Source organism: Hydrocarboniphaga sp. FW305-C-57, from assembly GCF_058783045.1.
On sequence record NZ_JBYSYG010000002.1, the window covers coordinates 249,387 to 269,478 of the forward strand.

At 65.0% G+C, this 20,092-nt stretch carries 20 protein-coding genes; 12 read left to right on the forward strand and 8 right to left on the reverse strand.

The genetic code is table 11. The annotated features are described in order from the left end of the window. The first annotated feature begins 127 nt into the window (after window positions 1-127). The 7 genes from AC3WUM_RS05480 to AC3WUM_RS05510 all read left to right on the forward strand — a co-directional run bounded on the left by AC3WUM_RS05480 (window position 128) and on the right by AC3WUM_RS05510 (window position 7,516). Window positions 128-772: a TetR/AcrR family transcriptional regulator gene (locus AC3WUM_RS05480; RefSeq protein WP_492409190.1), complete on the forward strand. Its 645-nt coding sequence runs from the start codon at window positions 128-130 to the stop codon at window positions 770-772. A gap of 138 nt (window positions 773-910) precedes the next feature. Further along, the gene (locus AC3WUM_RS05485; RefSeq protein WP_492409191.1) at window positions 911-1,069 is read left to right on the forward strand and encodes a hypothetical protein; all 159 of its coding nucleotides are present in this window, start codon (window positions 911-913) and stop codon (window positions 1,067-1,069) included. Window positions 1,070-1,074: 5 nt separating this feature from the next. Next, window positions 1,075-1,425: a hypothetical protein gene (locus AC3WUM_RS05490; RefSeq protein ID WP_492409554.1), complete on the forward strand. Its 351-nt coding sequence runs from the start codon at window positions 1,075-1,077 to the stop codon at window positions 1,423-1,425. A gap of 161 nt (window positions 1,426-1,586) precedes the next feature. Continuing rightward, on the forward strand, window positions 1,587-4,190 hold the full coding sequence (locus AC3WUM_RS05495; protein WP_492409192.1) for a TonB-dependent receptor: 2,604 nt from the start codon (window positions 1,587-1,589) through the stop codon (window positions 4,188-4,190). 224 nt (window positions 4,191-4,414) lie between these two features. Further along, entirely contained in the window at window positions 4,415-5,197 is a 783-nt protein-coding gene (locus AC3WUM_RS05500) for an SDR family NAD(P)-dependent oxidoreductase (protein ID WP_492409193.1), read from the forward strand. A gap of 49 nt (window positions 5,198-5,246) precedes the next feature. Further along, the gene (locus tag AC3WUM_RS05505) at window positions 5,247-6,263 is read left to right on the forward strand and encodes a zinc-dependent alcohol dehydrogenase (RefSeq protein ID WP_492409194.1); all 1,017 of its coding nucleotides are present in this window, start codon (window positions 5,247-5,249) and stop codon (window positions 6,261-6,263) included. Next, window positions 6,260-7,516 (forward strand): MBL fold metallo-hydrolase, encoded by a 1,257-nt coding sequence (locus AC3WUM_RS05510; RefSeq protein ID WP_492409195.1) that lies wholly within the window; start codon window positions 6,260-6,262, stop codon window positions 7,514-7,516. The genes AC3WUM_RS05505 and AC3WUM_RS05510 overlap by 4 nt, the downstream gene beginning before the upstream one ends. A gap of 63 nt (window positions 7,517-7,579) precedes the next feature. Here the strand turns inward: AC3WUM_RS05510 and AC3WUM_RS05515 are convergent, their stop codons facing one another. The 8 genes from AC3WUM_RS05515 to AC3WUM_RS05550 all read right to left on the reverse strand — a co-directional run bounded on the left by AC3WUM_RS05515 (window position 7,580) and on the right by AC3WUM_RS05550 (window position 15,104). Further along, window positions 7,580-8,848, reverse strand: coding sequence for an amidohydrolase family protein (locus AC3WUM_RS05515; protein WP_492409196.1), 1,269 nt, complete (start codon window positions 8,846-8,848; stop codon window positions 7,580-7,582). 103 nt (window positions 8,849-8,951) lie between these two features. Beyond that, window positions 8,952-10,271 (reverse strand): amidohydrolase family protein, encoded by a 1,320-nt coding sequence (locus AC3WUM_RS05520; RefSeq protein WP_492409197.1) that lies wholly within the window; start codon window positions 10,269-10,271, stop codon window positions 8,952-8,954. A 45-nt stretch (window positions 10,272-10,316) separates the two neighbouring features. Next, a complete protein-coding gene (locus AC3WUM_RS05525) occupies window positions 10,317-11,045 on the reverse strand; it encodes a DUF2889 domain-containing protein (protein WP_492409198.1) in 729 nt (242 codons plus the stop codon). A gap of 4 nt (window positions 11,046-11,049) precedes the next feature. After that, complete coding sequence (locus AC3WUM_RS05530; protein WP_492409199.1) at window positions 11,050-12,210, reverse strand: thiolase family protein; 1,161 nt, start codon at window positions 12,208-12,210, stop codon at window positions 11,050-11,052. Next, window positions 12,207-12,638, reverse strand: a complete 432-nt coding sequence (locus AC3WUM_RS05535) for a Zn-ribbon domain-containing OB-fold protein (RefSeq protein ID WP_492409200.1) — start codon at window positions 12,636-12,638, stop codon at window positions 12,207-12,209. Before AC3WUM_RS05535 ends, AC3WUM_RS05530 begins: the two co-directional genes overlap by 4 nt. Continuing rightward, entirely contained in the window at window positions 12,639-13,886 is a 1,248-nt protein-coding gene (locus tag AC3WUM_RS05540) for a cytochrome P450 (protein ID WP_492409201.1), read from the reverse strand. A 77-nt stretch (window positions 13,887-13,963) separates the two neighbouring features. Continuing rightward, window positions 13,964-14,776 carry a coniferyl-alcohol dehydrogenase gene (locus tag AC3WUM_RS05545; protein WP_492409202.1) on the reverse strand — a complete coding sequence of 271 codons (813 nt, stop codon included), beginning with the start codon at window positions 14,774-14,776 and terminating at the stop codon, window positions 13,964-13,966. A 136-nt stretch (window positions 14,777-14,912) separates the two neighbouring features. Beyond that, window positions 14,913-15,104: a ferredoxin gene (locus AC3WUM_RS05550; protein ID WP_492409203.1), complete on the reverse strand. Its 192-nt coding sequence runs from the start codon at window positions 15,102-15,104 to the stop codon at window positions 14,913-14,915. 430 nt (window positions 15,105-15,534) lie between these two features. On the opposite strand from AC3WUM_RS05550, the gene AC3WUM_RS05555 reads away from it, so the two are divergent. From AC3WUM_RS05555 to AC3WUM_RS05575, 5 genes are read left to right on the forward strand one after another with little or no spacing between them, the layout of a single operon-like run. Then, window positions 15,535-16,305, forward strand: a complete 771-nt coding sequence (locus AC3WUM_RS05555) for an SDR family NAD(P)-dependent oxidoreductase (protein ID WP_492409204.1) — start codon at window positions 15,535-15,537, stop codon at window positions 16,303-16,305. A 34-nt stretch (window positions 16,306-16,339) separates the two neighbouring features. Then, a complete protein-coding gene (locus tag AC3WUM_RS05560; RefSeq protein ID WP_492409205.1) occupies window positions 16,340-16,795 on the forward strand; it encodes a nuclear transport factor 2 family protein in 456 nt (151 codons plus the stop codon). A 37-nt stretch (window positions 16,796-16,832) separates the two neighbouring features. Next, entirely contained in the window at window positions 16,833-17,609 is a 777-nt protein-coding gene (locus AC3WUM_RS05565) for a hypothetical protein (RefSeq protein ID WP_492409206.1), read from the forward strand. A 28-nt stretch (window positions 17,610-17,637) separates the two neighbouring features. Beyond that, window positions 17,638-18,375, forward strand: coding sequence for an SDR family oxidoreductase (locus tag AC3WUM_RS05570; RefSeq protein WP_492409207.1), 738 nt, complete (start codon window positions 17,638-17,640; stop codon window positions 18,373-18,375). A 15-nt stretch (window positions 18,376-18,390) separates the two neighbouring features. Beyond that, a complete protein-coding gene (locus AC3WUM_RS05575) occupies window positions 18,391-20,037 on the forward strand; it encodes an FAD-dependent oxidoreductase (RefSeq protein WP_492409208.1) in 1,647 nt (548 codons plus the stop codon). Window positions 20,038-20,092 lie beyond the last annotated feature (55 nt).

The window sequence follows — 20,092 nt, forward strand, 5'->3', positions numbered from 1 at the left end:
ACGCCATTCGGATGCGAGGACGGGACACAATGTCGTCGTCGGGACGCATCCATCGAACTCGGACACGGCGTGGACGGCGGGCCATGAGTCGGCGATGCTCCAGGCAATTTCGTAGAGCCCACCGGCGATGAGCGAGCGAGCTTCGACCAAATCCAGAATCCGCAACCCGACGCAGACGCGTGCCAAGCTGCTGCAGGCCACCATCGACCTGGTCGCCGAGAAAGGGGCGGATGCGCTCTCGCTCAAGGAAGCCGCGCGCATCGCCAAGGTAAGCCGTGGCGTCGCGTACCAGCATTTCCAGGATCGCGATCATCTGCTGCGCGAAGCCAAGTCCTGGCTGTCCGAGCGCCTGCTCGAATCGGTGATGGGCGAACTCGATCCGAACTCGACCGAGGATCGCGTGCATCGCGTCGCCAGACTCATCTTGAACAACCGCGAAGCGTCCCGCGTGCTGCTCGCCGATGCGCTCGCAGGCAAGGACTTTCGCACCGATCAGCCTTTGCACCGCTTGCTGATGGGCTCGCTCGAATATTTCGTCGCGAGCGGCCAGGCGCGCAAGGACATGGACCTCAACATCCTGTCGTTCATCCTGCTCGGCTCGGTGGCCTCGATCATCATGCTGAGCTACCAGCACGAAGGCGATGTCGACAGCCTCGCCGAGCGCTTCACCATCGAATGGACGCGCATCCTGCGCAAGGGCATCTTCGTATCAGATGCCGATCAACCGCGGATCAAGACCTCCAGCGCGGGCTCGCTCAAACGCCCATCCTGAAGGCCTGCGCGGATTTCATTTCACTAATGGACACCTGTGTCCATTAGCGCTAAAGTAGCTCTACAACGAATTGCCGCAACCCTTGGAGACATCGAGGCAGAGACCTCGCGTGCGCGGCGCACAACAGAGGAGCGCATCTTGCTGTCCGAGCAGATCCTGCCGCCAGACCGCCGTTCCCTGCCCGATCGCGGCCCCGTCTGCGCATCGCGGAACTTCGAGTGCAGCCTGCTGTTTTCCAGCGTCGCAGGCGGTTCGGACTGGGGCCGCGGCGCATTCGATAAGGCATCCGTTACGTGACCGAGATGGAACCCCTGCTTTCTCCACTCGGCACTCCGTGCACTACACCGCCCCGGGCGCAGCCGACTCCGGTAGATATGTCGCCCGGAAAGATTCGTTGGGAGATTCCGCTGGGCAGCATCGGGAAATTCGAATCGGTTTCGTCGGAGCCCGGCGCGCCGGGCGCTGGCGACCCCTCGATCACCCCCGGCGGCCTTGCGCTCACCGGCTACACACCCGACGACAAGTTCCGCGCCTTCGATCTGGCGACGGACGAGATCGAAGGCAAGCAGTTCGTCGTGATACCCGCAGGCGGGCACGGCATGTACGGCTCGACCAAGGCTGACTCGGGAGTGGCTCGCAAGCTCAAGCACTGAAAGAGAGAAAGCGAAGGCGGTACATGCGCGCCTTCACACCAGAGAGGAGAGATGACCGGCACCGGGCAACAACCTGGATCGAGCCATCTCCATAACCGAAAACCACATGCCGACAGGCGTGTTGGATTGGGCGAAGAGCCCGTGAATCGAGGAGAGATGTGATGAACAAGAGACTGATCACGGCAACGGGCTTCGGCCTGGGCCTCGGCGTTTGTTTGAACGCCGCCGCGCAGCTCGAGAGCGTGCCGACGTCGGCACCCGAAACCACCGATGCCGCCGCGCCCGCTCCGGAGAACCCGCCGGCCGCGCCCGTGGAAGCCACTGCACCGGCTCCGGCCGAAGCGCAGGAGCCGGTCGGCGTCATCACGCTGCAGGACGAAGCGCCGGCCGAAGTGGCCGCCGAGCCCGAAGCGCGCCAGCGCAACGGCATCGAAGAGGTCATCGTCACCGCGCAGCGTCGCGAGCAGAGCGCCCAGGACGTGCCGATCTCGGTCACCGTGTTCACGCCCGAGCAGCTGTCCAACGCCAACATCACCGGCGCGTCGGATCTCGCCAGCTACACGCCTTCGCTGGCGGCCAACAGCCGCTTCGGCAACGACAACGCCTCGTTCGCGATTCGCGGCTTCACGCAGGATCTGCGCACCACCGCCTCGGTGGGCACCTACTTCGCCGAAGTGATCGCGCCGCGTGGCCAGAGCGTGCAGACCTCGGGCGACGGCGCCGGCCCCGGCGTTTTCTTCGACCTGCAGAACGTGCAGGTGCTCAAGGGTCCGCAGGGCACGCTGTTCGGCCGCAACACCACCGGCGGCGCGGTGCTGATCACGCCGCAGCGTCCGACCGATCATTTCGAGGGTTACGGCGAAGTCACGTACGGCAACTACAACAACTTCCGCCAGCAGGCGGTGGTCAACGTGCCGGTGGTCGACAGCTTCAAGCTGCGCTTCGGCATCGACCACAACGTGCGCGATGGCTACCTGAAGAACTACACCGGCATCGGCGCGAGAGACTTCAACGACGTCAACTACACCACGTATCGCGTCAGCGCAATCTGGAACATCACCGACGAGATCGAGAACTACACGATCCTGCAGTACGTCGATTCGGACACCAACGGCAACACCGCCACGCTGTTCGCATGCAGCGATCCGGGCGCCTCCGCGGTCGGTGGCCTGCTCGGCTACACCGCGGCCTGCCGGAATCAGCTCGCCGAACAGCAGGCGCTTGGCAAGGACGGCTTTTACGACATGGCGAGCACGGTTTCCGATCCGGTGACCGCCATCAAGGAAAAGCGCGCGATCAACACGACAACCTGGAATGTCACCGACGAGGTGACGTTCAAGAACATCCTCGCGTACTCGCACCTCGAGACGGACAACACCTCGGCGGTGTTCGGCAACAACTTCCCGACGGCATTTGGTCGCGAGGGCATTCCGGGCGCCTCGTACACGAGCCCCGATTTCCCGGTCACGAGCCAGGAAACCTGGGTCGAGGAAATCCAGCTGCTGGGCAGCTCCTTCGACGGCAAGCTCGAATGGCAGGGCGGCCTGTACTTCGAGAACAGCCTGCCGGACGGCCTCTCGGGCAACGTCGGCGCTTCGCTGCTGAACTGCGAGCAGGCCACGGTGCAGAGCGATGCTCCGAACTGCGCCGATCTTACGGGTGTGCTGCCGCCGAGCCCGAATTCACCGCTGCCGCTGGGCGCCGTACAGACCTACGCGTTCGAGACCGAGTACCTGAACAAGGCCATCTTCGCGCAAAGCACCTATCACTTCACCGAGCAGTTCAGCGCGACGCTGGGCCTGCGTTACACCTGGGACAAGACCACCGGCGAAGGCACGCGCACGCAGCGCCGCTACAACCCGCTCGGCATTCCGTACGCGCCGACGGTGACACCGGTGTCGGCCAAGACCAAGAGCGATGCGCCGACCGGCACCTTCGAACTCAGCTACAAGCCCAACGAACTCGTGATGGGCTACGCCAAGTACACGCGCGGCTATCGCCAGGGCAACATCAACATGGCGGCGGCGGTTCCGCGTGATGGCGTGCCGCCGATCAACACCTGGGATCCCGAGACGGTCGACACCTACGAGATCGGCGCCAAGACGCAGTTCGGCGGTCCGATTCCGGGCCGCTTCAACGTCGCCGCGTTCTACAACGAGCTGACCGACCAGCAGCTGCAGTTCGGCTATATCTCGGGCCAGGACGGCACCACCACGACGATCTTCAACGCCGGCAAGTCGATCATCCAGGGCGTGGAAGTCGAAGCCTTCTTCGAACTCGTCACCGACCTGACCGCGGGCGTGTCGTACTCCTTCCTCGACACCGAGTTGGTCAAGCAGGAAGACCGCACCGCGCTCGTCCGCCAGAACGGCGCGCTGACCGGCGTGCCGATCGCGGTGGAAGGCGACGAACTGCCGTTCGCTCCCGATCACACGGTGGTGAGCACGCTGACCTATCGCCTGCCGCTCGATGCCGACATCGGCAACGTCGATCTGGGCCTCACCTACGTCTATACGGGCAAGCGCCGCACGGCCGGCAGCACCGAAACGCCGTACGACATGCTGCCGAGCTTCCAGCTGCTCAACGTCAACCTGAACTGGACCGAAGTGTTCGGCAGCTCGTTCGACATTTCGCTGTTCGGCACCAACGTGCTCGACGAGGAATACGCGACCTACGTCTCCGGCACCTGGGGCGCGCTGGGCTTCGAGTCGCGGCAGGTCGGCCAGCCACGCATGTTCGGCGGACGCCTGCGCTACAACTTCTAAGCTTCACGCGGGTCGGTTGCAGAACGTAAAAAACGGGGCGCGGCGAACACCGCGCCCCTTTTTTGTTCCGGGCTGCGCAATCCCGGTCTGGACAACGAGTCCCGGCCTCGCCATTACGGCTCGGCATCGACATCGTTGCGCGTTGTCGCGCCTGAGCCTCGCGCGGAGACTAGGTTTTTCAGCGACCGGGCCAGACCCGGTCCACGCGAGACGGAGAGAGAACGATGGCAAAAGGTTTGTTCGACCTGAGCGGCAAGGTGGCGGTCATCACCGGTGGCAACAGCGGCCTCGGCCTGGGCTTTGCGCGCGGCATCGCCAAGCAGGGCGGCGACGTGGTGATCTGGGCGCGCAACGAAGAGAAGAACGCGGCCGCCAGGGCCGAACTCGAAGCCCTGGGCGTGCGCGTCTCCACGCGCAAGGTCGACGTGTCGTCGGAGGCCGAGATCATCGCGGGCTACGAAGCCGTGCTGAAGGAATTCGGCCGCGTCGACACGGTGATCGCCAACGCCGGGCCGCCGCCGTCCTCGCGATCGTCGCTCACGCTGTCGACCGACGACTATCACAAGTTCCTCGACGTGGCCCTGCATGGCGCTTACTACACGCTGCGCGAAGGCGCGCGTCTCATGGTGGCGCGCGCCGAAGCCGGCGAACCCGGCGGCTCGCTGATCGCCTGCGGCAGCCTGTCGATCTTCAAGGGCCTGGCAGGCAAGCCGCACTACGCGGGCTCCAAGGCGGCGGTCGCGGCGATCGTGCGCGGCATGGCGGCGGAGTTCGGCAAATACGGCATTCGCGCCAATGTGATCGCGCCGGGCTACATCAAGACCGGCATGACCGGAACCAGCGAGGAACTCTCGCCGCTCGACCAGTTCATGCTCGCCAAGAACGCGATTCCGCGCGTGGGCTACATGGCCGACTTCGAAGGCATCGCCGCGTTCCTCGCGAGCGACTCCGCCTCGTTCATCAGCGGCGAAACCATCACTGTCGATGGCGGCTGCATGGTGATGTAAGCCGGTCCTGCCCGTACGTCCGCAACGCCGACCGCACAGGAACATCGCCATGGGACGCATCCTCAACATCCATGAAGTCGACCAGTTCAGCCTCGACGAATATCAGCGTCCGGAGGCGGGCGACAAGGACGTGGTCGTCAAGATCAAGGCCTGCGGCATCTGCGGCAGTGATCTGACCTACATCAAGCATGGCGGCATCCATCGCAAGCCGGGCGGCGTCACGCCGCTCGGACACGAAGCGGCCGGCGAAGTGCTGTACGTCGGCAAGGACGTGGCCGGCGTGGAAGTGGGCCAGCCCGTCATCATCAATCCGATGATGACGCCGAGCTACGTCGGCAGCGGCGGCCCCGAAGGCGCGTTCACCGAAGAGCTGCTCGTGCGCGGCGCCAAGCTCGGCGAAAGCCTGCTGCCGATGCCGGTGGGCCTGCCCTACGACATCGCGGCGATGACCGAACCGCTCGCGGTGGCGATGCACGGCGTCAATCGCATGGACGTCAAGGCCGGCGACAAGGTGGTGGTGTTCGGCTGCGGGCCGATCGGGCTCGGCATGGTGCTATGGCTCGTCGATCGCGGCATCACCGACGTGGTCGCGCTCGATCTCGCGCCCGAGCGCCGCGAACGCGCGCTCGCGCTCGGCGCGCGCGTCGCCTTCGATCCGACCCAGGAAGATCTGCGCACACGCCTGATCGAGCTGCACGGCAAGGGCCGTGTGTTCAGCCGCGAAACCGTCGGCACCGATGCCTTCATCGATGCGGCCGGCGCACCGAACATCGTTTCCGACGTCGTGCGCATGGCGAAATTCCAGTCGCGCCTGGTCGTCACCGCGGCGCACAGCAAGCCGGTTCCGCTCGATCTCGGCGCGATGCTGACGACCGAGATGACGATCACGACCGCGGTCGGCTATCCGACCGAAATGCCCGAGGTGATCGCCGCGCTGCCGCGCCTGCGCGACAAGATCGCCAGCCTGATCAGCCATCGCTATCCGTTCGAGAACGTCGTCGAAGCCTTCGGCGTCGCCGCGACGCCGCAATCGGCCAAAGTCATGGTGGAGTTCAGCGACGCATGAGCGCGCAAAACGACAAGCCCCTGCTCGCCGACCTGGTGCGCGCGGGCGACCAGCAGACCGAGGCGGTGGCGATCACCGACTTCATCTTCATGGTGAAGGATATTTCCAACGCCTATCTGATCAACACGGCCGATGGCGACGTGCTCGTCAACAGCGGCTTCATGGACAACGCCGAGCGCAACAGGAAGCTGTTCGCGGCCAGGCGCAGCGGGGTGCTGCGCAAGATCATTCTCACGCAGGCGCATGCCGATCATTACGGCGGCGTTCCGTTGCTGCGTGAGCCCGGCACCGAGGTCATCGGCGAGAAGCGCTTCGTCGGCAACTGGAACTATTTCGACGAGCTCGGGCCCTTCCTGCGCCGCCGCTCGGCCAAGCTCTGGGCCGGTACGCTCAATCGCGGCAGCAAGCCGCCCGAACCTCCGCGCGTGATCCCCGAGATCGTGGTCGATCGTCGCTACGAATTCGAACAGGGCGGACGCCGCTTCGAGGTGATTTCGACGCCCGGCGGCGAAGCGCTCGAATCGCTCGTCGTGTGGATGCCGAACGAGCGCATCGCGTTCACCGGCAATCTGTTCGGCCCGGTGTTTCTGTCCGTACCGAACCTCGTCACCATTCGTGGCGACCGGCCTCGCCTGGTCGAGCGCTACCTGCATTCGCTCGATCGCGTCCGCCAGCTCGGCGCGGACCTGCTCATCACCGGCCACGGCGAGCCGATACGCGGTGCCGACTACATCCGCGCGAGCCTCGACAAGATGTACGACGCGATGGCTTGGCTCAGGCGCGCTGTCATCGAGGCGATGAACGCCGGCAAGACCGTGCATGAGGCGATGCGCGAGATTCGCCTGCCGGCGGAGCTGCAGATCGGCGAGTTCCACGGCAACGTGCGCTGGGCCGTGCGCAGCATCTGGGAAGAGCTTTCGGGCTGGTTCCATTACGAGGATTCGACGACCGGCCTCTACGGTGTTCCGCGCAGCAGCGTGAATGCCGATCTCGCCGAACTCGTGGGCGGCGCGGGGCCGCTGAGCCAGCGCGCGCGCCGGAAGCTCGACGCCGGTGAAGCGCTCGCGGCCCTGCACCTGCTCGACATCGCACTCGCGACCGAGCCGACGCACAGCGACTCGCTCGCCGTGAAGAAGGACGCGCTGCAGCGCCTGCTGAGCGAATCGGGCGGATCGAACCTCAGCGAGACGATGTGGCTCAAGTCCGAGATCGCGATCGTCGACAGTGCCTTGGGGGCGGGCAAGAAGTCGTAGTTTTCGGTCGTACAACCAAAAACGCCGCGGAAATCCGCGGCGCTTTCGTTGCAGCGATCAAGCTCAGAACGGCAGCTTGTAGAGCTTGGCCGCGTTGCTCTGCAGCACCATCTTGCGCACCTCATAGTCGTAATCGCCGAGCGTCGCCACGATGTGGTCCTGCACGCCGGGATACAGCGAAGTCGGATGCGGGAAGTCGGTTTCGAACAGCACCTTGTCGTAACCCACGGTTTCGAGCAGCAGCTTCGGGCCCACCTTCTCGAACCAGTACGTGACCCAGAAGTGGTCCTTGAAATATTCCCAGGGACGGCGCTTCACGAGGCCCTTCTTGCCCGCGAGCATTTCGTCGAACTGGTGCTCGAGCGCTTCGAGCGCGAACGGGATCCAGCCCATGCCGCTTTCGATCAGGCCGATCTTGAGCTTCGGATGCTGGTCGAGACGGCCACTGACGAGCCAGTTGCCGAGCGTCGCCGCATTGGCGATCGAGAACATCGTCGCCACCACCGACAGCGTCTGCTCGAACACGAAGCCCTTCCAGGACAGCGCGTTCGGATCGATCGCGACGTTGAGGTGGAAGTTGATCGGCAGCTCGGTGTCGTTGCAGAGGTCGAGGAAGCCGTCCCAGTACTTCTCCATGAACGACGGCAGGCCCATGCGTTCGGGCGTATCGGGAATCACGAAGCCCTTGAGCCCGATGTCGACGCAGCGCTTGGCTTCGGCTTCCATCGCCTTCTGATCCCAGATCGGCAGATGGGCCATCGTGAACAGGCGCTGCCCGGATTCCTGCTGGCGCTCGGCGGCGCCGTCGTTGTAAGCCTTGATGATGGCGAGCGCGAGTTCCTTGTCGCCGAGCGACATCAGCGAGCCCGGCTGCGTGACGCCCGAGTTCTGGTAGCAGATCTGCGCCCAGACACCCATGTCGTCCATCGCGGCGAGGCGTTCCTTGGTCAGGTACGCGCCAGAGTGGCCTTCGTCGATGGTCTGGAACGCGAGGCGGCCGAGCAGCTTGTTGTTGTCCTTGCGGATGACGTTGCCGCCGAGCGTGCCGAAATCGCGCTCGCCGACGAACCAGCGATCGACGCCGTCGACGCGCTTGACGTACGGCATCTTGCTCTTGAGCGCGGCCGGTGCCTGCGCGATGAACAGATCGGGCGCTTCGGTCACGTGCGTATCGCAATCGACGATCTTGATGCCCTTGAGGCTCGGATGCAGGCCGCCGGACTGCGAGGCGTAATCGACCTCACGGATCGTTCCACCGGCTGTATAGCCCTCGGCCGACCAGTATTTGCGCGCCTGGCTTGCCAGCTCGTCCGCGCGATTGTCGTCACTCATGACATCACCTCTCTCATTCTCTCGTTGCCGCTGATCATCCGCAGACGACTCCGAGGAATTTCCCGGATGCCGCTGCGACTCTTGTGTTTCGAAAAAGCCCGCCTCAGGCCGCCCTGGCGTGATGCGAGAACATGCGCATCAAATCGCCCGAGGTGATCACGCGCGGGGTTTCACCGGCTTCGAGCGGCGCCGCGCCGCCCGACGATTTCGGCGTCACGTCGACGCCGGCCGCCTTCGCCTGGGCGCGCAGCGCACCGACCGTGAGCTCCTCACGACGGTGATGCTTGAACAGGTCGAAATTGAAGAAGCGCGCCGCGTTGCGATGCGTGATCTTGTCGATGCGCTCGTCGCTCAGGTGCTGCGCGGTCTCGTACAGGCGCTCGGGCACGTTCGGCCAAAGGCTGTCCGAATGTGGGTAGTCACATTCGTAGGACACCAGGTCCTCGTTGAGCGCATCGAGATTCTTGAGACCGAAGGCATCGTCGATGAAGCAGTTCAGGAAGTGCCGCTTGAACACGTCGCTCGGCTTCAGATCACCGAAGTTGAAACGCGAGTTGGTCCAGAACTGATGGCGGCTATGGCTGAAATCGGCGCGTTCGAGAAAGTACGGAATCCAGCCGATGCCGCCTTCGGACAGCGCGATCTTGAGCGTCGGATAGCGCTGCAGCGCCGCGAGATTGAGCCAGTCCGCCGCGCCGACCGAAATCGACATCGGCATCGTGGTGATCCAAGCCTCGATCGGCGTTTCCATCGAGGCATGCGGAGCCGGATTGCCGGCACCGATGTGCAGGCAGATCGCGACGTCGAGATCGGCCACCGCTTTCCAGAACGGCTCCCAGTATTCGTTGTGAATGCTCGGCAGGCCCTGCGTGGTCGGGTTCTCGTTGATCGAAACCGTGGTGCAGCCCTTGCCGACGAGCCGCTTGAGTTCGGCGACGGTCGCGTTCATGTCCCAGGTCGGCAGCAGGCCGCATGGAATGAAGCGGCCCGGATACGCGCCGCACCATTCGTCGACATGCCAATCGTTGTAGGCGCGCAAATGCACGAGCGACTTGGCCTTGTCGGGCGCCTTGTGGAAGCGCCCGCCGTCGAAGCCGACGCAGCTGCCGAAATTCAGCGAGGCCGCGATGCCGTTGACGTTCATGTCGCCGATGCGCGCGTGCACGTCGAAACAGCCTTCGCGCAGCTGTTCGAGCGCGGTCGGCTCCATGCCGTATTCCTCGAGCGGACGGCCGACCACCGCGTTGAGTCCGACCGACGGCATCTTCATGCCCTGGTATTCCCAGAAGCTCGTGCCGTTGTCGGCGATGCGGAAGGTCGGCGCGCTCGCCAGGTCGTCACCGGACAAATGCTTCTTGAACATGTCCGGCGGTTCGCTGATGTGATCGTCGACACTCACGATCACCATGTCGTTCATCTTCATCGTTCCTCCTCGGCGCCTCAGCGCGGCATCGAGTGCATCACGCACTCAGAATGCAACGGCAATCTCGTCCAGCGGCTGTGCGATCTGCCGGCTGAAATCACGAATGAGCCCGACTCGCTTGGCGACTTCCTTGCGTCCGGGCTGAAAGGTGTAGCAATTGGACGGCATGCGGCTCGCGTCCGACTGCCGGTCCATCGGAATCTGGCGTCCGTTGGCGATCATGTTGGCCCAGCGCAGCAGGCGGGCCGCTTCCTGTAGCTCGGCGCTCAGCGTGTCGATCCACGGGCGCAGCTTGTCGAGCGTCAGGCCGGCGATCTCGGCCGGCCCGACGATGCGCATGCCCGATTCGATCCAGCCGAGCGCAGGCTTGCCGTCGCGGCGAATCTCGACATGGCGCAGGCCGTCGATCGGGTCCGATACCAGAATTTCGTAATCGAGGGCCTGCGCATCGAACGCATGCGTCGCCGCGAGCACGGCGAGATCGTGCAGGTGCGTGCAGTTGCTCGTCTTTTCCCCGCGTGCGGCAAACTCGCTCAAGGCCACGCCTTCGAAGGTCTGCTTGAGCTGCAGGCCGGCGTTCGGACACGTCGTCCACGGAGCGCGAATCATCTCGCCGGTCACCGACACGGCGCGCGCGCCGTCGTGGCGAATCGTCACGCGCATGCAGTGGTAGTCGTCCTCCACCGCGCTGCGAACCCAGCCGTCGCCGACGGCCACCGCGAAGCGGCGCCGAAAGCCGGGCAGATCGTCGAGCGGGGCGAGGTCCGAAGCCATCGTCTCAATCGCGCGTGAGCAGCAGGGCCGTCGCGAGCGGACCGCCGCCCGAGGCCGCGACCGCGACACGCGGCTCGCCCTTGATCTGGCGCGCACCGCCATTGCCGCGCAGCTGCGTGACCGCCTCGTGCGCGAAACCGAAGCCATGCAGGCGACCCGCGCCGATCTGACCGCCGAAGGTATTGAGCGGCAGCTCGCCGTCGAGCGCGATGCGCGATCCGCCTTCGATGAACTTGCCGCCCTCGCCGATTTCGCAGAAGCCCAGTGATTCGATCCAGGCCAGGCACTGGAAGCTGAAGCCGTCGTAGAGCTGGGCCGTGTCGACGTCCGAAGGCTTGTAGTCGGTGCGCTTCCAGAGATCCCTGCCGGTCGCGTAGCAGGCCATCCATTCGGCCTGGTCCCAGCTCAGGCGTTCGACCGTTCCGGCCATCGCGGCGATGCGGATCGGCGTGCACTTGACCTCATCGAGCGCGTCGCCCGATGACACGATGATCACGGTCGAGGTATCGGTGAAGCGATCGCAATCGAACAGGCACAGCGGCGAGCTGATCATGCGCGCCGACAGGTATTCGTCCATCGACAACGGCTCGCGCACGAGCGCGCGTGGGTTGAGCGCCGCGTTCGCACGATCGGTGATCGCGATCTGCGCGAGCTGCTCGCGCGTGAGCCGGTACTTCTTGACGTGGCGCATCGCGTACTGCGCGGTCCAGGTCACTGCCGACAGCGCATTGAACGGCGAGAACCACTGCGAGTTACCGTCGGTCTTGTCGCGACGCCAGGTCGGATATTCGTCCGGCCGCGCCATCGCGGCAGCCTCGTAGACGGTGCGAAAGCACAGCACATGGCGGGCCTGGCCCGCGCGAATCGCGGCAGCCGCCGCGACCACGGCGCCGAGCTGTGAGGTGATCTCACCGCCACCCGCGTACCAGGTCGCCTTGATGCCGAGTGCATCGACGAGCTCATCTGCTCCGATCGGTGAGAAGCCCGGCATCGGCGCGACTTTGCCCGGGTAGGTCGAAACACCGTCGATCTGGCTGATGCTCAAGCCGGCCTCGGCGAGCGCCTCGCGCGCCGCATCGACCGTCAGCAGCAGCGGATGCCGCGTGAGCTTGATGCCGACTTCGGATTGGCCGACACCGCTGATGTAAGCCTCGACGTTCTTCATGCCTCGGCCTTCTCGAACAGCGGCAGAAAGATTTCGGCGTCCTGCGGATGCTGCTCGAAGCGCACGCGCACGCGATCGCCGATGTCCACCGATTCGACCGGGCAACCGACGATGTTGGTCGTCAGGTAAACGCCCGGAGCGCCGTCGAGCGCGACGCGCGCGATCACGAACGGCACCTCCATGTTCGGAAACCACTTCTGGTAGTTCACCGTGAAGGTATCCACCACACCGGTGCCGGCGACCGCTTCGGGCGCGACACGGTCCGACAGGCAATGCCGGCACACCGGGCGCGGCGGATGCACGAAGCCTTTGCAGTCCTGGCAGCGGTGGATGCGCAACTCACCGACCGCGCCACCGGTCCAGAACGCGCGGTTGTCCGCGTCGAGTCGCGGAACCGGGCGCGTCGCCGAGGTGTTGTATCCGGCCACTCAGACGTCCCAGAGCAGATGCAGCGAGCCGACGCCGACGACGTGGCCGCAATGGAAGGTCGGCGGATGCGCCGGATCGAGCCGGAACTGCGGCAGGCGCGCGAGCATTTCTTCGTAGCAGACCTGCAGTTCGACGCGGGCGAGATGCGAGCCCAGGCAGCGATGCGGGCCCGCGTTGAACGCGATGTGCGTCTTGTTCTCGCGATCGAGATCGTAGGTGTCCGACTGCGGGAACGCCTTCGGATCGAGATCGGCTGCGGGCAGGAACAGCATGGCGCGCTCGCCGCGCTTCAAGTCGACGCCCATGAACGTCGAGTCCTTGCCGATGATGCGCGGCGGCACCGTGAACGTGAAGCGGCGCAGCATCTCCTCGCTGGCGTCGCCGACGAGCTCGGGGTTCTTGCGTAGACGATCCTGCAGGGCCAGGTCGGTGGCCAGATAGCGCACGCCGTGACCGATGCCGTTCATGACGGTGTCGAGCCCGGCGATGAAGAGCACCACGGAGTAGTTCTCCATGTCCTCCATCGTCGTCGGCTTGCCGTCGATGCCGGCCTGCCAGAGCAGGCTGATGATGTCGTCCTGCGGATTGTCGCGACGTGCTTCGAGCACGTCCTTGATGTTGTCGACGATGCGCCAGAGCTTCTTGATGCTGTCGACCGGATTCGGCGTCGGATCGGACAGATGCTGCGAGACGATCTCGCGGTAGGCCTCCATGCGCTCGACCGGCAGGCCGAGCATCTTCAGGAACACCACCACTGGCAGCGGCTCGGCGATCGCGCTCATGAATTCGCATTTGCCGTCGGCCCTGACCTTGTCGATCAGCTCACCGGCCAGTTCGCGAATGCTGTCCTTGAGCGCGTTGATCGTCTTGGGCGAAAACACGCGCTGCAGCGGAGCCCGGTACTTGGTGTGATCCGGCGGATCGACGTTGATCGGCAACGGCAAGGGCAGATGCCGCGGCATCTGCGCCTGCATCGCGGCTAGGCGTTCCTTCGGGATGAAGTTGCTCGAGAAGGTTTCGATGTCGCGCGAGGCCGTGAAGTTGGCCTCGTGGCTCAGCAACATCCAGTGCCCGCCGTTACGCGGCGTCCAGAAGATCGGCGGCGCGTTGCGCACGAGATCGAGAATGCGCTTGTGCGGATCGGCGACGTAGGCCGGATCGGCGAACATGTCGAAGTCGTAGACCACCGCGTCCGGCACGTGTGCGGGCTTGGGGACGGCGGGGCTCAGTGTGGCTGCGTTCGTCATTTGGCTCCTCTTTCGCTTCAGCGGGCGGCTGTTCGCCGCCGCGTACTGCATTGTCCGAATTGTGCTCTCACGAGCTTTTAGCCGCCCATCAACGAGCGCGGATCGATCTGGCCGGTCGCCAGGCCGCCCATGAAGCCGCCGTCGACGTAGAAGCAGACGCCGTTGACATAGCTCGCCGCATCGCTGTTCAGGAACACCAGCGGGCCGGCCTGCTCGTCCGGAGTCGAGCGACGGTTGATCGGCTGCGCGGCGGCTTCGAGCACCGAGGCCTTCGTCGCCGATTCGAAGTGCGCCATCATCGGCGTCTGCGTCGGGCCCGGCATCGTGCAGTTGATGCGGATGCCCTGCTTGATGAGCTTCTGCGAGGCCAGCATGGTCCAGACGATGACGAGTTCCTTAGACAGCGAATAGCCTTCGCGCACGGTCTCGGCATTCTCCTCGCACCACTTCATCGCACCATCGAAGCCCTGCGTCTGCATCACCTGCATGAGCACCGGCACGCGGCGGCTCCAGCCGAGGCCGCCGTTCGACGAAATGCTCGCGATCGCCGAGCCCGAGGACATGTACGGCAGTAACTGTTCGGTCAGGTGACGCGTGCCCGCGAAGTTCACCTTCATGACATCGAGCGGCGGGAAGGTCTGCGGCAAGCCGGCGCAGTTGAACAACGCATCGACCTTGCCGCCGATCTTCTTGGTGGCCGCATCGATGGAAGCCGGGTCGCGCAAATCGACGCTCGTGAACGAGGCGAGGTTCAGCTGGGTCTGCTTGTAGTCGAGGCCATGCACTTCGGCACCGAGCGAGAGCAGCAGCTTGGCCGTGGCCTCGCCCATGCCCGAAAAGCAGCCGCTCACCACCACACGCTTGTTCTTGTAGCCGAGGAAATCGGTCATTCTGCGCTCCTGCCGTCTCGCTGTGGACGAGGCAGACGGAGCCGCCTCGATCGAAGATCGGATCCGTCGAAAGGATTCGATCCGTTGAAAGTCTTGGGGTCGAGTCAGTCTGAAGAGTCGGTCCGGCGAACCGGAGCTACTCTTCGACGAAGATGATGCGTTCCGGGCAGGCCCGAGCTCCGCGCTTGGCGAGCTGCTCCTGGCCGGGCGGGACGTCGATTTCCTCGACGGCGATGTAACCGTCGTCATCGAGCTTGAAAAGCTCGTCCGACACGGCAGCGCAGCGCGCATTACCGACACAGGATGCCTTTTCGATGCGTATCTTCATGGCCTTCTCCGACGCACGTTTTGGGTGCTTGATTGCGAGCGTTTGGCCAGCTCGAGCGAACCGCCGCCGAAGCTGTTCCAACGACCGTGTTTTATATTTGCTGAGCCTGCTAAGCAAATGTATCCTACTCTCCACTAACCAACAACAGTGTCGACCATAAGAAAGAGGGCGATTTGCACAGGGGAGCAAGCCGCCTTGTCCGGTTTTGCCGGGCTCGGCGGGCCCATGATCAGTCCTGTTGACCAGGGCGGCAAGAAGCGCGGGCGAACCTCGCACGAGTAACGACGGACGGGTACATTCCCGTCGAAGAGAGCCGGCGACAAGCCGGCCAAAAAATGCCCTCACCAGGGCCGACGACATCGACGTGGCGGGCTCACCGGCCTGGCTCGCGGATGCGACGAAACGCGACGAGAGGAGGAGTGGCAAGCAGATGACCGGCCCATCGCCTGGCTTTGACCTGCACGGCAAGCTGACGCTCGTCACCGGCGGCGGCAGCGGCATCGGTGCGGGCATCGCGCGGGTGCTTGCGCGTGCAGGAGCGGCCGTCGTCATTGCCGATCGGGATGCCGCTGCCGCTGAACGCATGGCCGGCGAACTCGCCGGGCAAGGCCATGCTGCGCACGTCGTGATTCTCGATCTCGCCGATGAGGTCTCGGTGACGAGCGCCTGCGCCGATCTGCTCGCCCGTCTCGGCACGCCCTGGCTGCTCGTCAACAACGCCGGCCTTCAGGATCGCGAGGCCCTGCTCGAAACCAGCGTCGGCGAATGGGACCGCATCATGGCGGTCAACGCACGCGGACCGATGCTCATGACGCGCGAACTCGGGCGCGCGATGGTCGCCTCCGGCAATGGCGGGCGCATCGTCAACATCGCCTCGAACAGCGCGCGTGTGCCGTCGGTCATTGGCCTGGCTTCGTATGCCGCCTCCAAGGGCGCCTTGCTGTCGCTGGGCATGACCAGCGCCTTCGAACTCGTGGAACACGGCATTACCGTCAACACCGTGCTGCCGGGCGGCGTAATCACGCCGGGCGCGATCGGCGCTCGCGGCCCGGCCACCGCGGGACCGGGCCGGCGCAAGCCGCCGCTCGGCATGTGCGAACCCGAAGACATCGGCGCCGCGGTGCTCTATTTCGCTTCGCCGGCCGCGCGCTACGTGACCAACCAGACACTCACCGTCGATGCCGGTGCCTCGCTGACCTGACACGCTGACCTGACACGCTGACGAAACGACGCTCATGAACGCCACAGACAAACTCGAGGCCAGCCTGGCGATCAGCCGCACCAAGGCCCGCTATTGCCGCTTTCTCGACACCAAGAACTGGGACGGCTATGCGAGCCTGTTCACCGCCGACTTCGAACTCGACGTCAGCGAAGGCAGCAGCCTGCCCGTCATTCGCGGACGCGACGCGGCGATCGCGCAGATCCAGGCGTCGATCGGCAATGCCCGCACCGCGCACCAGGTGCATACGCCCGAAATCGAATTCACGGGCGACGATGAAGCACGCGTGATCTGGGCGATGCAGGACCGCGTGGTGTTCGATGCCGAGCGCGCGGCCAAGGTCGGCATCGCCGGGCTCACGGGCTACGGCCACTATCACGAGCGCTACGTGCGCGAGGGCGGCGAATGGAAGATCGCCGCGTCCAGACTCACGCGCCTGCACCTCGACCTGCAGCGCGTTCCCGCCGCCTGATCGACACAACCGTCGAATAGAAAACCCAAGGATCATCATGGCGCTCTACAGCACGCTTCACCTGCACAACGTGCCGGCCGGCCGCGAGGCCGACTACGCCGTCTGGTTCGACGGCCCGCATCAGCAGGCGCTCGCCCGTCTGCGCGGCTTCAAGCAGGCCGATCGCTTCGAGATCGCCAAGCAGCAGATCATGGTGGACATTCCGCAGCCCTGGCGCTTCATGAGCCTGTACGACTTCGATCTGCCGAACCCGGCGATCGATCTTCCTGCGCTCGGTCCGCTGATCGCCGAAGCGCGCGACGGCGGGCTCATCGACGACGCCGGCGAGAACGAGCGGCTTTACAGCTATCGCCTGTATTCGGACTGGAAAGGCAGCCCGAACTGGCAGCGTGACGAGCCGCTGTCTGGCGTCAGCGTGATCCTGGCCAACTACACCATCGGCCGCTACGCCGAATACCAGGACTACTACGACAAGGTGCACAGCATCGAAGTCACCAACGTGCCGGGCCATGTGGCGATGAAGCGCGGCCAGCTGTCCGAACTGCAGATCGAGCCCAAGCGCTACTGCCCGGGCGATCAGCTCGTGTTGTGCGCCCAGCAGACCGACGACCTGCTGTTCACGATCCGCGACTTCTCCGCGCGCGCGGGCGGCCGCAGCCCGAGCGGAATCGCGATGCAGCCGCGCTCGAGCTCGGCCTCGATGGCGCGCACGGTGCACTACTTCAAGAAGATCAGCGGCACGCGCCAGTGGAAGGGTGGAATCGCCTACGGCGGCGACTTCTCGGTCTACCAATACCAAGGCCCGCAGGGCTAACAACGACAAAACGAATCGGAGAACCAGCATGTCGAAAGTCATCGTCATCACCGGAGCCGGCATCGGCCTGGGCCGCGCGCTCGCACGCCGCTTCGTCAAGGACGGCGAGCGGGTCGTCCTGCTCGGTCGCACGCTGTCGAAAGTGCAGGCGGTGGCCGAGGAACTCGGCGCCAGCGCGATGGCCGTCGAATGCGACGTCGCCTCGCCGGAATCGGTCAAGGCCGCATTCGCCGAGATCGCCAAGAAGCATCCGAAGATCGACGTGCTGATCAACAACGCCGCAGTCTACGAGCCGTTCACGATCGCCGAAGCCAGCGATGCGCAGATCATGAGCATCGTCACTACCAACCTCGCCGGCCCGATGCTCTGCGTGCGCTCGGCGATTCCGCTGCTCGGAACCGGCGGCCACATCATCAACGTCAGCTCGGAATCGGTCGGCATGCTGTTCCCGTTCTTGTCGGTCTACCAGAGCAGCAAGGCCGGGCTCGATCGCTTCTCCGAAGCGCTCTATCACGAGCTCAAGCCCGCCGGCATCCGCGTGACCAACGTGCGCTGCGGCATGATGATCGACGAGATGAAGGCCCCGAACTGGGACCCGCAGGTGGCGATGCGCTTCGCGCAGGCCAACGCGGCGGTCGGCCGCAATCTGCGCGAGCAGCCGCTGTCGCACGTGAACTCGGTGACGAATGCGTTCCGCGCAATCCTCGACACCCCGCCCGACCTGCACATGGTCAACGTCCACCTGCACGCCCACAGGGCGGGCTGAGCCTTCGGAGGCGCGATGAGCGAGACCTTCGACTTCGTCATCGTCGGCAGCGGTGCGGGCTCGTTCTGCGCCGCGCTGGCCTTGCGCAAGGCCGGCAAGAGCGTGCTCGTGCTCGAAAAGGCCGAGCTCGTCGGCGGCACCACCGCGACCTCGGGCGGCGTGATGTGGATTCCGAACAACCGCTTCATGAAGGAAGCGGGCGTCGCGGACAGCCGTGAGCAGGCCATCGCCTATCTCGACGCCGTCATCGGCGATCGCCCCGACATGCCCGGCGCAAGCCGCGAGCGTCGCCTCGCCTTCGTCGATGCGGCGCCGAAGATGATCGATTTCCTCGTCGAGCAGGGCATCCGGCTGCGGCGTATCCCGTCGTATCCGGATCACTACAAGGCGCCTGGCGAATCGGTGCCGGGCCGCGCGGTGGTATCGGAGCTGTTCGATATCAAGCAGCTCGGAGCCTGGAAGGACAAGCTGCGCCCGGGCTTTCTGCCGCTGCCGGCGAATCTCGACGAAGCCATGCAGCTGCCGCTCATGAAGCGCAGCAAGGCTGCCAAGAAAGTGCTGTTCCGCGTGATCGGCCGCGCGATCGCGGACAAGTTCACGGGCAAGCAGCGCGTCACCGCGGGCCAGGCGCTGCAGGCGCAGATGCTCCACGCGGCGCTCAAGGCCGGCGCCGAGGTGCGCACGCAATCGCCGGTCAAGCAGCTCATCGTCGAAGGCGATCGCGTGAGTGGCGTGGTCGTCGGCCACGACGGCGCGGAGCAGCGCATCGCTGCCAGGCTCGGCGTCCTGATCAACGCGGGCGGCTTCGCGCGCAACCAGCGCATGCTCGACCAGTACATGCCGGGCGTGAAAGCCGAGTGGTCGAGCGTGATCGAAGAAGACCTCGGCGAACTGATCGAAGAAGGCCAGCGCATCGGCGCCGCCGTCGCGCAGATGGATCAGCGCATCGGCATGCAGATCACGCTGCCTCCGGGCGCGCAGCGCGTGAAGCCGAACCTCGATACGTCGAAGCCGCACTGCATCGTCGTCGACCAGGGCGGCCTGCGCTACATGCGCGAGAGCGGAGCGCCGACCGACATCTGCCGCAAGATGCTCGAGCGCAACCGGCAGACGCCGGCCGTGCCGAGCTACATGATCGTCGACAGCCAGTACATCAACAGCTACATGCTCGCGGGCTCGATGCCGGGTCCGAAGAAACCGCAGGCCTGGTTCGACAGCAAGACGCTGCGCAAGGCCGACACGCTCGAGGCGCTGGCCGCCGACTGCGGCATCGATCCGGCCACGCTGCGCTCGACCGTCGAGCGTTACAACGACGGCGCGCGACGCGGCGTGGATGATGAATTCCATCGCGGTGAGCACAGTTTCGACGAATGGTCCGGCGATCCGCTCAAGCCCGATGCGAAGACGCTCGGGCCCATCGAGCAGGGCCCGTTCTACGCGATGACGATTTATCCGGGTGACGTCAGCACCTTCGGCGGCCTGGTCACCGACGTGCATGCGCGCGTGCTGCGGCCCGACGGAACGGCGATCGCCGGCCTGTACGCGACCGGCACTTCGACGGCCTCGGTGATGGGCCCGGTCGAAGGCGGCCCCGGCGGCAGCATCGGGCCGACGATGACCTGGGCTTATGTCGCCGCCCAGCATGCGATTTCGACGAACTGAATACCGCTCAAACGACACATCTCAACGCCGCCCACTGCGGCGCGAACACGGAGAG

Coding starts and splice junctions, on each gene's coding strand:
- AC3WUM_RS05480 (WP_492409190.1), top strand. CDS start 128: ATGAGCGAGCGAGCTTCGACCAAATCCAGAATCCGCAACCCGACGCAG.
- AC3WUM_RS05490 (WP_492409554.1), top strand. CDS start 1,075: ATGGAACCCCTGCTTTCTCCACTCGGCACTCCGTGCACTACACCGCCC.
- AC3WUM_RS05495 (WP_492409192.1), top strand. CDS start 1,587: ATGAACAAGAGACTGATCACGGCAACGGGCTTCGGCCTGGGCCTCGGC.
- AC3WUM_RS05500 (WP_492409193.1), top strand. CDS start 4,415: ATGGCAAAAGGTTTGTTCGACCTGAGCGGCAAGGTGGCGGTCATCACC.
- AC3WUM_RS05505 (WP_492409194.1), top strand. CDS start 5,247: ATGGGACGCATCCTCAACATCCATGAAGTCGACCAGTTCAGCCTCGAC.
- AC3WUM_RS05510 (WP_492409195.1), top strand. CDS start 6,260: ATGAGCGCGCAAAACGACAAGCCCCTGCTCGCCGACCTGGTGCGCGCG.
- AC3WUM_RS05515 (WP_492409196.1), bottom strand. CDS start 8,848: ATGAGTGACGACAATCGCGCGGACGAGCTGGCAAGCCAGGCGCGCAAA.
- AC3WUM_RS05520 (WP_492409197.1), bottom strand. CDS start 10,271: ATGAAGATGAACGACATGGTGATCGTGAGTGTCGACGATCACATCAGC.
- AC3WUM_RS05525 (WP_492409198.1), bottom strand. CDS start 11,045: ATGGCTTCGGACCTCGCCCCGCTCGACGATCTGCCCGGCTTTCGGCGC.
- AC3WUM_RS05530 (WP_492409199.1), bottom strand. CDS start 12,210: ATGAAGAACGTCGAGGCTTACATCAGCGGTGTCGGCCAATCCGAAGTC.
- AC3WUM_RS05540 (WP_492409201.1), bottom strand. CDS start 13,886: ATGACGAACGCAGCCACACTGAGCCCCGCCGTCCCCAAGCCCGCACAC.
- AC3WUM_RS05545 (WP_492409202.1), bottom strand. CDS start 14,776: ATGACCGATTTCCTCGGCTACAAGAACAAGCGTGTGGTGGTGAGCGGC.
- AC3WUM_RS05550 (WP_492409203.1), bottom strand. CDS start 15,104: ATGAAGATACGCATCGAAAAGGCATCCTGTGTCGGTAATGCGCGCTGC.
- AC3WUM_RS05555 (WP_492409204.1), top strand. CDS start 15,535: ATGACCGGCCCATCGCCTGGCTTTGACCTGCACGGCAAGCTGACGCTC.
- AC3WUM_RS05560 (WP_492409205.1), top strand. CDS start 16,340: ATGAACGCCACAGACAAACTCGAGGCCAGCCTGGCGATCAGCCGCACC.
- AC3WUM_RS05565 (WP_492409206.1), top strand. CDS start 16,833: ATGGCGCTCTACAGCACGCTTCACCTGCACAACGTGCCGGCCGGCCGC.
- AC3WUM_RS05570 (WP_492409207.1), top strand. CDS start 17,638: ATGTCGAAAGTCATCGTCATCACCGGAGCCGGCATCGGCCTGGGCCGC.
- AC3WUM_RS05575 (WP_492409208.1), top strand. CDS start 18,391: ATGAGCGAGACCTTCGACTTCGTCATCGTCGGCAGCGGTGCGGGCTCG.